The organism is Streptomyces sp. ID05-26A (genome assembly GCF_033794685.1).
Taxonomy (GTDB): domain Bacteria; phylum Actinomycetota; class Actinomycetes; order Mycobacteriales; family Pseudonocardiaceae; genus Lentzea.
The window spans coordinates 891,220-904,168 of sequence record NZ_JARAYZ010000001.1 but is presented as its reverse complement, the minus strand read 5'-3'; the positions used below and the strand labels follow the sequence as shown (position 1 = coordinate 904,168).

Genomic DNA, 12,949 nt, shown 5'->3' with positions numbered 1-12,949 from the left:
ACCGTTCTGCCCGGCGAGTGTTGTGGCCATGAGCAAAGTCGTGTTGATCAGTGGAGCTTCCAGCGGTATCGGTGAGGCCACGGCCCGTGTGCTGGCAGCGGCAGGACATCAGGTGTTCCTCGGGGCACGGCGTGAGGACCGGCTGGCGGCGTTGGCATCAGAGATCGGTGGTGGGTATGCGCCACTGGACGTGACGTCGCGTGAGTCGTTCCAGTCCTTTGTGGATGCTGCGGTCGAGCGGTACGGACGGGTCGACGTGCTCGTGAACAACGCGGGCGTGATGCCGTTGTCCCTCATGGACTCGTTGAAGGTCGACGAGTGGGACCGCATGGTGGACGTGAACATCAAGGGCGTGCTGTACGGCATCGCCGCCGTGCTGCCCCGGTTCGCGAGTGGTGGGCACGTCGTGAACGTCGCCTCGATCGGCGCGCACATGGTCATGCCGACCGCCGCCGTGTACTGCGCGACGAAGTACGCCGTGTGGGCGATCTCCGAGGGGTTGCGGCAGGAACGCGACGACGTGCGCGTCACCGTGATCTCGCCCGGTGTCACGGAGTCCGAGTTGGCGGACACCATCACCGAGGACTTCGCCGCGGAGTTGATGGAGGACTTCCGCAAGATCGCGCTGCCGGCGTCCGCCATCGGTGACGCCATCGCGTACGCGATCTCGCAGCCCGAGTCCGTCGACGTCAACGAGATCGTCGTGCGACCGGTGGCGCAGCGTTAGGCGCCGGTCGTCGAGCCCGGCCGGAGGATCATCAGCACGGTCACGGTCGCCCACAGCAGGTTGAAGATCCCCGTGTACATGGCCAGTTGCTTGACGTCCTTGGTCTTCAACGCCTTCTCCTGACCGGGAAGGATCTTGAGGGCCAGCACGAACGCGGCGGCGGTGGTGAGCGCGATCGACACGATCACCCAGGGGTGGCCGGTCACGCCCATCACGCCCGCCGTCGCGAACCCGAAGACCGGCACCGAGATGCCGATGAGCGCGTAGACGCGGCAGATCCGGTGCAGGAGTTCGGGGTTGCCGGCCGTGGTCACGGCCTTCGGGAACATGCTGGCCGCGACGGTGACCGGGCCGATCGCGATGATCGCCGCCAGGACGTGCAGCGAGAGGAAGAACTTGCTCACGCCGCGCTCCAGACCGTGCCGCGGCGTTCGTGGGCGAACAGCGTCTCGACCCGCAGGGCCTGCTGGGCGCCGATCTCGCGTTCGAGCAGGTAGAGGCCGAGGTCGACGCCCGACGTGACACCGGCGGCGCTGACCAGGTCGCCGTCGTCGACGAGGCGGGCGCGGACCGCGTTCACGCCCATGGACTCCAGCGCGTGCAGACCGAGGTGGTTCGTGGTGGCGTTGCGGCCCTTGATCAGGCCGGCGATGCCCAGCAGCAACGAACCTCCGCACACCGTGGCGAGGAGCGCGCTGGTCTCCCTGAGCGCGGGTCCGAGCGTGGCGGCGCCCGCGCTGAGCAGCGCGAACGTCTCCTCGTCCTGGAGGGCCGCCGCGCCGGGCACGACGATGAGGTCCGTAGCGGGGTCGAGCTGAGCCGTGGCCTTGAGGGACAACAGGTTCAGGCCGGCCGGAACCTCGCGTGGTCCCTCGACCGTCACCAGTTCGGCCTGGACCCCGCCCGCGGTCAACGTCTCGTACGGGCCGATCACGTCCAACGGGTCGAAGCCGTCGAACAACACCACTTGAGTTTTCACAGCACCTGCTCCCTCGCGTCGGTGATCAAAACCGTAGGAGGGCGGGATCCCGTCGAGAACTGGCTGGAATGCCATGTTCCAACGGATTCTCGCCAGCTACGGTGGTGGACGTGCACGAGGTGGCAGTGGTAGCGATGGACAGCGTCGTCCCGTTCGACTTCGCGACGCCGGTGGACGCGTTCAACTGGGTCGGCCGGTACCGCGTGCGGGTCTGCGGTCCGAAGAGGACGGTCGACGCGGGCTGTTTCGAGATCAAGGTCCCGCACGGCTTGGAGTTGCTGTCCGAAGTAGACACCATCGTCCTGCCGGGGCACGATCCGGCGATGGTGGTGCCCCGGCCGTTGGTCGAGGCGCTGTGGCAGGCCGCGGCCCGGGGCGCCCGGATCGCGTCGATCTGCACGGGCGCCTTCGTGTTCGCCGAGACCGGGTTGCTGGACGGGCTCCGGGTGACCACGCACTGGCTGGGCGCGGAGGAGCTGGCGGCGCGGTTCCCGGCCCTGGACGTCGACCCGGACGTGCTCTACGTCGACAACGGCCAGTTCCTGACGTCCGCCGGTGCCGCGGCGGGCCTCGACCTGTGCCTGCACATGATCCGGCGCGACCACGGGTCCGCGGTGGCGGCCGACGCGGCGCGGTTCGCCGTGATGCCGCTGGAACGGGAGGGCGGGCAGGCGCAGTTCATCGTGACGCCGCCGGTGGCGCCTCAGGGAGCGGAGCTCGAACCCCTGCTGCTGTGGATGGACGCCAACGCGTCGAGCGAGCTGACGCTGGAGGACCTGGCCAAACAGGCGGGCATGAGCACTCGGACGTTGAACCGGCGGTTCCGCGAGCAGACCGGCACGACGCCGTTGCAGTGGCTGCACCGGGCGCGCGTCAGGCAGGCCCAGCACCTGCTCGAAACGACCAGGGACCCCGTCGAGCTGATCGCGAGCCGAGTCGGCTTCGGGTCGGCGACGGCGTTCCGCGACAGGTTCAAGCGGATCGCCGGCACCTCACCGCAGAGCTACCGGGCGGCCTTTCAGGGCTGAGAGTGCTCGTGCAGCAGCAAGAACGTGTACGCGGCGATCGACTGGGCGTCGGTGATCTCGCCCTTCGCGATCATCGACTCGAACTCGGCACGCGGGAACCACCGCGAGCGCATGTCCTGCTCCTCGTGCTCCCGTTCGTGGAAGCCCTCGGTGAGGTTGGTCGCGAGGAACACCCGGCCGCGCTGCGACGACATGCCGGGCGCGACGTCGAGCAGGCCGAGTTCGACCATCTTGCCGGCGCGCAGCCCCGTCTCCTCGCGCAGCTCGCGGGCGGCGAGCTGCAACGGGCCGGTGTCGGCGCGGTCGGGCGCCGTGCCCTGGGGGAACTCCCAGCGGCGCAGGCCGATCGGGTAGCGGAACTGTTCGACGAGCCGCAGCCGTTCACCGTCGAGCGGGATGATCAGCGCGAAGTCGGGCTTGTCGACCACGCCGTAGATGCCGCTCGAACCGTCCGCGCGCTGGATCTCGTCCTCGCGAACGGTCATCCACGGGTTTGCGTACACCTGACGGGTGCCGAGGCTTTCCACGCCACGGACCGTACCTAACGACTGGATTCTGGACGCACCCCGTAGCCTGTCGCGGTGCGTCTCGTCATTGCTCGCTGTCAGGTCGACTACGTCGGACGACTCACCGCCCATCTGCCGATGGCTCAGCGCCTGCTGCTGATCAAGGCCGACGGTTCGGTGTCGATCCACTCGGACGACCGCGCGTTCAAGCCGTTGAACTGGATGAGCCCGCCGTGCTGGCTCATCGAAGATCCCGACGTCTGGACGGTGCAGAACAAGTCGGGGGAGAAGCTGATCATCACCCTCGAAGAGGTCATGCACGACTCCAAGCACGAGCTCGGCCCGGAGCCCGGCCTGCAGAAGGACGGTGTCGAAGCCGACCTGCAGAAGCTGCTCGCCCAGCACGTCACGACCCTGGGCGACGGCTGGACCCTGGTGCGCCGCGAGTTCCCGACCCCGATCGGCCCGGTCGACCTGATGTGCCGGGACTCGGCCGGTGCGTCGGTCGCCGTGGAGATCAAGCGGCGCGGTGAGATCGACGGCGTGGAGCAGCTGACCAGGTACCTGGAGCTGCTCAACCGCGACCCGTTGATCGCGCCGGTCGCCGGTGTGTTCGCGGCGCAGCAGATCAAGCCGCAGGCACGGGTGCTGGCGGAGGACCGCGGGATCCGGTGCGTGGTGCTGGACTACGACGCGTTGCGCGGGATCGAGCCGGACGAGTTCCGGCTGTTCTGAGCGGTCACTTCAGACCGCCCGCATCGGCTTCGCGCTCGCGCCTGGCCTGGTGACGGTCGCCGTGGATGCCCAACGCCACGCGCAGACCGCACCCGGTCAGCTCGCGGATCCGCATGATCGCCATGACGTTCGGCAGGCTCACGATGGCGGTGTCGATCTCGTCGCGGGTCTGCGGGCACTGCGCCGCGAACACCAGCTCCGGCTCGCACCCGAAGCACGGGTCGCCCGTCGAGGCCGTCAGATCGCTGTACATGTCACGGCCGCAGCCGGGGCAGGACCACCTCGTCTGCCGCTGGGCGCATTCGTCGCACAGCGGGTAGTAGGTGTGGCCTTCCCTGGTCCGCGCCGGAGTGTTGCCGCATTGCGAGCACTTCATGCTGTCCACGTGATCAGTCTCGGCGCCGACATCGGTCCGCGCCTCCGAATTTCCTGCTCCCCGGCTTCGGCGAGCGCCTCTTCAAACGCCGTGGTTTGGTGATCATCCACACGGGGTAGGACTGCGCTCACCTGGAGTACTGTCCTCTCCTGGTCGATGATGTTCGACTTTGTTTGAAGTCTTGGGAGGTGGACGGTGTCGATCTTGGCTGAGGCGGACCTGCGGCTGGACGCGGGACCGATCGACTACGCGTTGCTGTTGATCTACTTCGCGGTGGTTCTCGGCATCGGCGTGATGGCGAGACGATCCGTCTCCTCCAGCCTCGACTTCCTGCTGTCCGGCAGGTCGCTGCCGGCGTGGGTCACCGGACTCGCGTTCATCTCCGCGAACCTCGGCGCGCTCGAGTTGATGGGCATGACGGCGAACGGCGCGCAGTACGGCATGGCGACCGTGCACTACTACTGGATCGGCGCCATTCCCGCGATGGTGTTCCTCGGTCTGGTGATGATGCCGTTCTACTACGGCTCGAAAGTGCGCAGCGTTCCCGAGTTCATGCGCCGCCGGTTCGGCAAGCCCGCTCACCTGGTCAACGCGATCAGCTTCGCCGTCGCGCAGATCCTGATCGCGGGCATCAACCTCTTCGCCCTCGCGGTGATCATCGACGCGCTGCTCGGCTGGCCGCTGCCGGTGTCCATCTGCGTCGCGGCGCTGGTGGTGCTCGCGTACACGACGCTGGGTGGCCTGAGCGCGGCCATCTACAACGAGGTCCTGCAGTTCTTCGTCATCGTGGCCGCGCTGGCGCCGTTGACGATCCTCGGCCTGATCAAGGTCGGCGGCTGGCAGGGCCTGGTCGAGAAGGTGACGGACAAGGAGCAGCTGTCCGCCTGGCCCGCGACGGAACTCACCGGCATCGAGCACCCGGTGTGGAGTGTCATCGGTCTGGTGTTCGGTCTCGGCTTCGTGCTGTCGTTCGGGTACTGGACGACGAACTTCGCCGAGGTGCAGCGCGCGATGAGCGCCAAGTCGATGTCCGCGGCCAAGCGCACGCCGATCATCGGCGCGTACCCGAAGGCGCTGATCCCGGCGATCATCATCATCCCCGGCATCATCGCCGCGGTGATCGTGCCGGAGATGGCGCAGCTCAAGGCCGGTGACACGAGCAGCGGTGTGGTCTACAACAACGTGCTGCCGCTGCTGATGCGCGACCTGCTGCCCAACGGCATCCTCGGCATCGCGATCACGGGTCTGCTGGCGAGCTTCATGGCCGGTGTGGCGGCGAACGTCAGCTCGTTCAACACCGTCTTCACGTACGACCTGTGGCAGGACTACATCAAGAAGGACCGGCCGGACGAGTACTACCTGCGCGTCGGGCGGTTGGCCACGGTCGGTGCGTGCGTCCTCGCGATCGGCACGGCGTTCATCGCGGCGTCGCTCGGCGGGTCCAACATCATGGACTACATCCAGGCGTTGTTCTCGTTCTTCAACGCGCCGCTCTTCGCGACGTTCATCCTCGGCATGTTCTGGAAGCGGATGACGCCGACCGCCGGTTGGGTCGGTCTGCTCGCCGGTACGTTCACGGCGATCTTCATCTACGCGATCTCGGAGCCGTCGTTCGGCATCGAGCTGCTGGAGCTGCCGGGTCAGGGCGCGAGCTTCCTCGGCGCGGGTCTCGCGTTCGTGGTCGACATCGTCGTGAGCTTCGCGGTCAGCCTCGTCACGCGGCCGAAGCCGGACAGCGAGCTCGGCGGGCTGGTCTACAGCCTGACGCCCAAGGAGGACAGGGCGCACTCCACCACCGGTGAGGACGCGGGCTGGTACCGCTCGCCCGCCCTGCTCGGCGGCGGAGTGCTGGCCCTGACGACCGTTCTCTACTTCATCTTCGCCTGAGGGAGGCTGCCATGAGGTTGTTCGACCTGCGACTGATCATCGCTTTCCTCTTCGGCGTGTACGGCGTTGTACTGGTCGTCATCGGGTTCGGTTTCACGACCGACGAGGACCTGAAGAAGGCCGAAGGGGTCAACATCAACCTGTGGGCCGGCATCGCCATGGTGGTGCTGGCGGCGGTGTTCGCCGCGTGGGCGACGCTGCGGCCTCAGTTCGCGGAGACGGACAAGGAGCCGCTCAAGGAACTATGACAGGGGACGACCAGGGTAAACAGGGTTGAAGGCCTCGATGGTCCACGCGTCGAGCCAGTTGAATGCGCGACGGATTCGGTTTCGCACGTCTCTCCTTCTGTCGGGGTCTTCACCAGGTACAGCGCGTCGATCTTCTGAATCGTTCCCGTAGCGCAGGGTGACATGTGCCACGGGGTAACTCGGGGTACCGCCCACGAACACCCGCAAAGGTCGCTACCGTGCACGTCGTGCCTCGTTTTCGTGCCACCGCTGTGGTCGCCGCCGCCGCGTTGCTGATGGCCGGCTGTGCGACCGGGCCGGGTCTCGCCAAGACCAACTCGCCGCGCCGCACCGTGCAGGCTGGTGCGGACGCGACCACGACCGATCCGTCGACCAAGCCGTCGGCGCAGGCGGGCAAGCCCGTCGATCCGGCGTTCGCGGCGGAACGGCTGCGGCTGATCAACCCGTGCGCGTTGATCGAGAAGGAACTGCTGCAGACGGTCGGTACGCCGTCGAGGTACACGAGCAGTTCCTACACGCGCTGCGCCAACTACATGAAGGACAAGGCCGGCAAGACGCTCAGCATCACCATCGACATCGGTTACTCGCTGACGTCGTCGGAGCTCAAGAAGGCGACCAAGGACGTCGCGGGCCTCAAGAGCGCCGAGACGAAGCTGAACAACACCTCGTGCTTCATCTCGGCCGTGACGCAGGAGAACCCCGCACAGGCCGTGCGACTGCAGGTGAACACCGGCACCGACGGCGGCGAGGCGTGCGAGCCGGGACGCAAGGTGCTGGAAGGTGCCGTCCGCAAGCTCAGGGGCAACCCGCAGAAGTACACCCCGCCGAAGGGTTCGCCGGTCGAGGTCGACCCGTGCGCGATCGTCGAGAGGTCGACGCTCGCGCCCGTGCTCGGTGCCTCGCCGCGTGCGCTGCCGTACGGGCTGCACCAGTGCTCGTGGACGGGGCAGAGCGCGCAGATGCAGCTCGAGTTCAAGACGGTGCGCATCCCGAAGGACGGCAAGTTCGACAGCAGGTCCGTCGAGACCGATCTCGGCGGCGGGCTGAAGGGCTACCAGGCGTTCAAGGACGGCGCGTTCCCGACGTGCGAGCTGGTGCTGGTCCGGACGAAGGACCAGAGCGACGCGGGTGAGATCGCGGAGTTCATGGTCGCGGCTTCGAAGGAGAAGGAGTTGGATCGCTGCCAGGCGGCGCAAACGTTCGCCAAGGCGGTTCTTCCCCTGCTGCCCCAAGCCTGACGTCCCGCGGGACCAGGCGGGGGCTGAAAGTTCCCCGAGTACGCGTTAGTGTCGAGGTTACTGGCGAGTACCTGGAGGACCCCCCATGACGCAGACCGCTTCGGACAGCGCGCTGTCGGCCGATGGCGAGCAGCGGCGGTTCGCATCGCTGGACCCGCGCACGGGTGAGGTCGTCGCGCACCACCCGATCCACACGGCCGCCGAGGTCGAGGACGCGGTGTCCTCGGCGCGCGAGGCCGCCGCGTGGTGGGCGGGTCTCGGGTTCGAGGGCCGCAAGACCAAGCTCGACGCCTGGCGCAAGATCCTGTCGCAGCGCTCGGACGAGTTCATCGCGCTGATCAGCTCGGAGACGGGCAAGCCCGCGGACGACTCCCGCGTCGAGGTAGCGCTGGTGATGGACCATCTGCACTGGGCCTCGCGGCAAGCCGGTCGTGTGCTGGGCAAGCGCCGCGTGTCCTCGGGCATGCTGATGTTCAACCACAGCGCGACGCTGGAGTACCGGCCGTTGGGCGTCATCGGCGTCATCGGGCCGTGGAACTACCCCGCGCACACGCCGATGGGGTCGATCTCGTACGCGCTGTCCGCGGGCAACGCCGTGGTGTTCAAGCCGTCGGAGTTCACGCCCGGCGTCGGCACGTTCCTCGCGTCGACGTTCACCGAGGCGGTACCGGAGTACCCGGTGTTCCAGGTGGTCACGGGCTTCGGCGAGACGGGTGCGGCGCTGGTCGCCTCGGGTGTCGACAAGATCGCGTTCACCGGCTCCACGCGGACCGGCAAGAAGGTCATGGCCGCGGCCGCCGCGTCGCTGACGCCGGTGCTGGTCGAGTGCGGCGGCAAGGACGCGCTGATCGTCGACTCGGACGCCGACCTGACCGCCGCCGCCGAGGCCGCGATCTGGGGCGCGGTGTCGAACGCCGGCCAGACGTGCGCGGGCGTCGAGCGGATCTACGTGGCCGAGGACGTCGCCGACGAGTTCACCGAGATCGTGGTGAAGCGGGCGAACAAGCTCAAGCCGGGTGGCGAGCCGAACGCGAACCTCGGGCCGATCACGATGCCGTCGCAGGTGGAGATCATCCGCGAGCACGTGCAGGACGCGCTGGACCGCGGTGGCAAGGCGCTGGTGGGCGGGCCGGACTCGATCAGGCCGCCGTACGTCGAGCCGGTCGTGCTGGTCGACGTGCCGGAGGACTCGCTGGCGGTCACGGAGGAGACCTTCGGGCCGACCGTGGTGATCAACCGGGTGCCGAACGCGCTGGAGGGCGTGCGGCTGGCGAACCAGTCGAAGTACGGGCTGGGTGCCGCCGTGTTCTCGAAGTCGCGCGGGGAGGAACTGGCGGCCGAACTGCGGGTCGGGATGGTGTCGGTCAACTCCGTGCTGACCTACGCGGCGATCCCCGGGCTGCCGTTCGGCGGGGTCGGCGACTCCGGGTTCGGGCGCATCCACGGCGAGGACGGGCTGCGCGAGTTCGCCTACGCCAAGGCCGTGACGAAGCTGAAGTTCAAGTCGCTGATCAACATGGCGACGTTCGACAGGTCGTCCATGGCGGGCAAGCAGATGCTGCGCCTCGCGCGGATGCTCTTCGGTCGCTGAAGAGCATCCGCTGAGGTTCTCTAGGCGCCGAGCTGGGTCTTCATGTCGTCGAGGACCACGTTCGCGGCGAGCACGCCGAGACCGAGGAAGTAGGTCTCGTCGAGGACCGGCTTGGCCTTGCCCGCCTTGACGGCGTTCAGGCCGGTCCACAACGGACCGCCGAGGACGGACGCCTGCGCGGTCTTGGCCGGGTCGCCGTAGGTGGAGTACAGGACGAAGTCGCCGTCGGCCTTGCCGATCTGCTCCGCGCTGACCTCGGCGGCCAGGTCGTCCACCTGGGACGGGCTCGGCTGGCCGATCTTGGCGTCGATCAGGATCGTGCCGATGAACGACTTCTTGGCGTACAGGCGGATGCGGCCCGGCATGAAGCGCAGCGCCGTGACGGCCGGGCGCACGCCGAGCTTCTTCTCGATGGCGTTGCCGGTCTCGGTGGCCTTGTTCGTGTAGTCCTCGAGCATCTTCGCTGCGTCGGCCTGGCGGTCGAGCGCGGCGGCGTTGAGGAGGAAGTTCTCCTTCCACACGTAGCCGGGGCGCACGCTGAACACGGTCGGGGCGATCGCGGCGAGCTTCGGGTAGAGGGCCTCCGCGCGCAGCTGCGAGCCCAGGATGAGGTCCGGTTCCAGCTTGGTGATCGCCTCGAGGTTGAGGTTGTTGGTCGTGCCGACGTTCTCCGGCGTGCCGCCCTTGTCGCCGATGTAGGACGGCATGGTGGGGGAGCCGTCGGTGTAGGCGATGCCGACGGGCTTGAGGCCGAGCGCCACGACGTTGTCGAGCTCGCCCGTGTCGAGCACGACCACCCGTTCGGGTTTCTTCTCGAGCTTGGTCTCCCCCATCGCGTGCTTGATCGTGCGGGGGAACTCGCCGGGCTTCTGCGTCGTGCCGAACCCGTTGCTGAGCTCGTACGCCTTGCCGAAGTCCTCGCCACCTTGGGCGACGGTCGGCTTGTCCGGCGTGCTGGAGCAGGCGGTCAGGGTCAGGGCGACTGCGACGAGCAGCGCTGCTCTCTTCGACACGACGTTGTTCCTCCACTACGGAACGTGATGTTGACCTGCATTTATTAGGGCAGGCTAACGGTAGCCGGGTCCTTTGCCAGTTCCGAGTGTCAGACCCCCGGAGTAAGAAGGAACACGGTCACCGCCGATCGGAAGGGCGCAACGATGAAGAAGATCATCAACGATCCGGAAACCGTGGTGCAGGAAGCGCTGCGGGGGATGCAGGCAGCCCATGCCGATCTGCTGACCGTGCACCACGACCCAGCGGTCGTCGTGCGCGCGGACGCGCCGGTGCGGGGCAAGGTCGCGATCATCTCCGGCGGGGGTTCCGGCCACGAACCGCTGCACGGCGGGTTCGTCGGGCGCGGCATGCTCTCCGCGGCCTGTCCGGGGCCGGTGTTCACGTCGCCGACGTCGGACCAGGTGGTCGACGCGATCGCGCGCACCGACGGCGGCGCGGGGGCGTTGCTGATCGTGAAGAACTACACGGGCGACGTGCTGAACTTCGAGATGGCCGCGGAGCTCGCGGAGTCGGAGGTCAGGTCGGTCGTGATCGACGACGACGTGGCGGTGCAGGACTCGTCGTACACGGCCGGGCGGCGCGGTGTCGGCGGCACGGTGCTGCTGGAGAAGATCGTGGGCGCGGCGGCCGAGCGCGGTGACGACCTGGCTGCCTGCGAGGCGCTGGCTTTACGGGTGATCTCCTCGGTGCGGTCGATGGGGCTCGCGCTGACCGCGTGCACGGTGCCGCACGTGGGCTCGCCGTCGTTCGAGCTGGCCGACGACGAGATGGAGATCGGCATCGGCATCCACGGCGAACCGGGCCGGCGGAAGGTGAAGACCGGGTCCGCGTCCGAGATGGTGGCGGCGCTGCTGGAGCCGATCCTGGAGGACCTGCCCTTCTCGTCCGGTGATCGGGTGCTGCTGTTCACCAACGGCATGGGCGGCACACCTCTCCTGGAGCTGTACCTGGCGCACGGCATCGCGGAGCAGTTGCTGGCGGATCGGGGGATCACGGTGGAACGCAGGCTGGTCGGCCCGTACATCACGAGCCTGGAGATGCAGGGCATGAGCCTCACGCTGCTGCGCCTCGACGACGAGATGGTCGAGCTGTGGGACGCGCCGGTCCACACGGCCGCACTGCGGTGGGGAGTCTGAGGTGGGATGCACGGCAGCGGACGTCATCGCGGCCGTTCGAGCCGCCGCGGCCGTGGTCCAGGACCACCGGGACGAACTGGTGCGCCTCGACCAGGCGATCGGCGACGCCGACCACGGCGAGAACATGAGGCGGGGCTTCACCGCGGTGCTGTCCCGTTTGGACGCGGAGCCACCGGACACACCGGCCAAGGTGCTGAAACTGGTCGCCACCACGCTGATCTCCACGGTGGGCGGCGCGGCGGGCCCGTTGTACGGCACGGCCTTCCTGCGTGCCTCGTCCGCGGTGGGTGACCTTGCGGAGCTGGACGGCGACGCGGTGGCCCGCGCTCTGCAGGCCGCGCTGGACGGCGTGGTGGCGCGCGGCAAGGCCGTGGTGGGCGACAAGACGATGGTCGACGCCCTCACCCCGGCCGTGACGGCGGCGGCGTGCGCCGAGGGCACGGCAGCCGCAGCCCTCTCCGCGGCAGCCGACGCGGCGGCCGAGGGAGCCACCTCGACCGTACCGATGGTGGCCCGCAAGGGCCGGGCCTCGTACCTGGGCGACCGCAGCGCGGGTCACATGGACCCAGGGGCAAGGTCGACAGCGCTGCTCCTGCGCGCCCTCGCGGACGAGGCGGCCAAGGCATGACGGCCGCAGCCGGCACCACCCGCGTGGGCCTGGTGGTCGTCTCGCACAGCGACATGCTGGCCAACGGCGTGGCGGAACTGGCCGCCCAGATGGCCCCGGACGTCGCGGTGCTCCCGGTGGGCGGCACCGAGGAGGGCGGCCTGGGCACCGACTACGGCGCAGTGGTCGAAGCCCTGGCAGACGCCGACGCGGGCGCGGGCGTCGTGGTGCTCTACGACCTGGGCAGCGCCAAGATGACGGCCGAGATGGCCGTGGAATCGGCAGACGACCCGACCCGCTACGCGGTGGTGGACGCCCCACTGGTGGAAGGCGCGGTGGCCGCGGCCGTGACCGCCCAGGGAGGCGCCACCCTGGCCGACGTGGCCAGCGCGGCCGAGGGCGCCTCCGGCGAAACCCCGGTGGTCACCGACGCCCGCCCAGCACTGCACCTGGTGCCGGACGCCGTGTCGGCGGAAGTGCCGCTGACCAACGAGGTGGGCCTCCACGCCCGCCCAGCGGCCCTGCTGGCCCGCACCGTCGCCGAACTCGACGCCGACGTGGTCGTCCGCTACGGCGACGAGGAGGCGAACGCGGCCAGCGTGCTGGCCCTGATGGGGTTGAGCGCGCCCGGCGGTAAGTCGATCACCGTGGTGGCCACCGGGAAGGACGCGGCGGAGGCGGTGCGGCGTATCGAGGAGCTGGCGGAGAGGGGGTTCGACGACTGACGGCTCCTGGGGCCTCGGGGCCGTGGCGTCGGCTGGGCATTGCGGCCCGGCTGGCTGCTGCCTCGCGCCTCTACGGGTTGCTGTGGGCCCTGGCGAACTGCTGTCTCGCGCCCTCGTTGGCTGCTGTCTCGCGTCCCTGCTGGCTGCTGTGG

At 68.5% G+C, this 12,949-nt stretch carries 15 protein-coding genes; 10 read left to right on the top strand and 5 right to left on the bottom strand.

Annotation, left to right across the window (positions count from 1 at the left end; translation table 11 throughout):
- Positions 1 to 28 precede the first annotated feature (28 nt).
- A complete protein-coding gene (locus PV646_RS04430) occupies positions 29 to 727 on the top strand; it encodes an SDR family oxidoreductase (RefSeq protein ID WP_500340161.1) in 699 nt (232 codons plus the stop codon).
- Here the strand turns inward: PV646_RS04430 and PV646_RS04425 are convergent.
- Positions 724 to 1,131: a hypothetical protein gene (locus PV646_RS04425; protein ID WP_500340160.1), complete on the bottom strand. Its 408-nt coding sequence runs from the start codon at positions 1,129 to 1,131 to the stop codon at positions 724 to 726. The two genes, PV646_RS04430 and PV646_RS04425, sit on opposite strands and share 4 nt — an antisense overlap.
- Entirely contained in the window at positions 1,128 to 1,706 is a 579-nt protein-coding gene (locus tag PV646_RS04420) for a DJ-1/PfpI family protein (protein WP_500340159.1), read from the bottom strand. Before PV646_RS04420 ends, PV646_RS04425 begins: the two co-directional genes overlap by 4 nt.
- Before the next feature lie 110 nt (positions 1,707 to 1,816).
- Here PV646_RS04420 and PV646_RS04415 point away from each other — a divergent pair, with 110 nt between their 5' ends.
- Complete coding sequence (locus tag PV646_RS04415) at positions 1,817 to 2,734, top strand: GlxA family transcriptional regulator (protein WP_500340158.1); 918 nt, start codon at positions 1,817 to 1,819, stop codon at positions 2,732 to 2,734.
- Here the strand turns inward: PV646_RS04415 and PV646_RS04410 are convergent.
- Entirely contained in the window at positions 2,725 to 3,261 is a 537-nt protein-coding gene (locus tag PV646_RS04410; RefSeq protein WP_500340157.1) for an NUDIX domain-containing protein, read from the bottom strand. The two genes, PV646_RS04415 and PV646_RS04410, sit on opposite strands and share 10 nt — an antisense overlap.
- A 54-nt stretch (positions 3,262 to 3,315) precedes the next feature.
- Between PV646_RS04410 and nucS the strand changes: the two genes are divergently transcribed.
- Complete coding sequence (gene nucS, locus PV646_RS04405) at positions 3,316 to 3,975, top strand: endonuclease NucS (protein WP_500340156.1); 660 nt, start codon at positions 3,316 to 3,318, stop codon at positions 3,973 to 3,975.
- A 4-nt stretch (positions 3,976 to 3,979) separates the two neighbouring features.
- Here nucS and PV646_RS04400 read toward each other — a convergent pair whose 3' ends face one another.
- The gene (locus PV646_RS04400) at positions 3,980 to 4,360 is read right to left on the bottom strand and encodes a hypothetical protein (protein ID WP_500340155.1); all 381 of its coding nucleotides are present in this window, start codon (positions 4,358 to 4,360) and stop codon (positions 3,980 to 3,982) included.
- Positions 4,361 to 4,546: 186 nt separating this feature from the next.
- Between PV646_RS04400 and PV646_RS04395 the strand changes: the two genes are divergently transcribed.
- The 4 genes from PV646_RS04395 to PV646_RS04380 all read left to right on the top strand — a co-directional run bounded on the left by PV646_RS04395 (position 4,547) and on the right by PV646_RS04380 (position 9,315).
- Positions 4,547 to 6,238: a sodium:solute symporter family protein gene (locus tag PV646_RS04395; RefSeq protein WP_500340154.1), complete on the top strand. Its 1,692-nt coding sequence runs from the start codon at positions 4,547 to 4,549 to the stop codon at positions 6,236 to 6,238.
- An 11-nt stretch (positions 6,239 to 6,249) separates the two neighbouring features.
- The gene (locus tag PV646_RS04390) at positions 6,250 to 6,486 is read left to right on the top strand and encodes a hypothetical protein (RefSeq protein ID WP_500340153.1); all 237 of its coding nucleotides are present in this window, start codon (positions 6,250 to 6,252) and stop codon (positions 6,484 to 6,486) included.
- Between the two features lie 227 nt (positions 6,487 to 6,713).
- Positions 6,714 to 7,724, top strand: a complete 1,011-nt coding sequence (locus PV646_RS04385; RefSeq protein ID WP_500340152.1) for a hypothetical protein — start codon at positions 6,714 to 6,716, stop codon at positions 7,722 to 7,724.
- An 85-nt stretch (positions 7,725 to 7,809) separates the two neighbouring features.
- Positions 7,810 to 9,315 (top strand): aldehyde dehydrogenase family protein, encoded by a 1,506-nt coding sequence (locus PV646_RS04380; protein ID WP_500340151.1) that lies wholly within the window; start codon positions 7,810 to 7,812, stop codon positions 9,313 to 9,315.
- Positions 9,316 to 9,335: 20 nt separating this feature from the next.
- Here the strand turns inward: PV646_RS04380 and PV646_RS04375 are convergent, their stop codons facing one another.
- A complete protein-coding gene (locus PV646_RS04375) occupies positions 9,336 to 10,328 on the bottom strand; it encodes an ABC transporter substrate-binding protein (RefSeq protein WP_500340150.1) in 993 nt (330 codons plus the stop codon).
- Positions 10,329 to 10,472: 144 nt separating this feature from the next.
- On the opposite strand from PV646_RS04375, the gene dhaK reads away from it, so the two are divergent.
- Genes dhaK through dhaM form a run of 3 tightly spaced genes read left to right on the top strand, consistent with a single transcriptional unit; the run spans position 10,473 to position 12,797 of the window.
- The gene (gene dhaK, locus PV646_RS04370) at positions 10,473 to 11,465 is read left to right on the top strand and encodes a dihydroxyacetone kinase subunit DhaK (RefSeq protein WP_500340149.1); all 993 of its coding nucleotides are present in this window, start codon (positions 10,473 to 10,475) and stop codon (positions 11,463 to 11,465) included.
- A 1-nt stretch (position 11,466) separates the two neighbouring features.
- Complete coding sequence (gene dhaL / locus PV646_RS04365) at positions 11,467 to 12,093, top strand: dihydroxyacetone kinase subunit DhaL (RefSeq protein ID WP_500340148.1); 627 nt, start codon at positions 11,467 to 11,469, stop codon at positions 12,091 to 12,093.
- Complete coding sequence (dhaM, locus tag PV646_RS04360) at positions 12,090 to 12,797, top strand: dihydroxyacetone kinase phosphoryl donor subunit DhaM (protein WP_500340147.1); 708 nt, start codon at positions 12,090 to 12,092, stop codon at positions 12,795 to 12,797. The genes dhaL and dhaM overlap by 4 nt, the downstream gene beginning before the upstream one ends.
- Positions 12,798 to 12,949: the final 152 nt, after the last annotated feature.

Bases quoted from the DNA above. Each gene is read 5' to 3' on its own strand.
- PV646_RS04430 (WP_500340161.1), top strand. From the start codon at position 29: ATGAGCAAAGTCGTGTTGATCAGTGGAGCTTCCAGCGGTATCGGTGAG.
- PV646_RS04390 (WP_500340153.1), top strand. From the start codon at position 6,250: ATGAGGTTGTTCGACCTGCGACTGATCATCGCTTTCCTCTTCGGCGTG.
- PV646_RS04380 (WP_500340151.1), top strand. From the start codon at position 7,810: ATGACGCAGACCGCTTCGGACAGCGCGCTGTCGGCCGATGGCGAGCAG.
- dhaK (WP_500340149.1), top strand. From the start codon at position 10,473: ATGAAGAAGATCATCAACGATCCGGAAACCGTGGTGCAGGAAGCGCTG.
- dhaM (WP_500340147.1), top strand. From the start codon at position 12,090: ATGACGGCCGCAGCCGGCACCACCCGCGTGGGCCTGGTGGTCGTCTCG.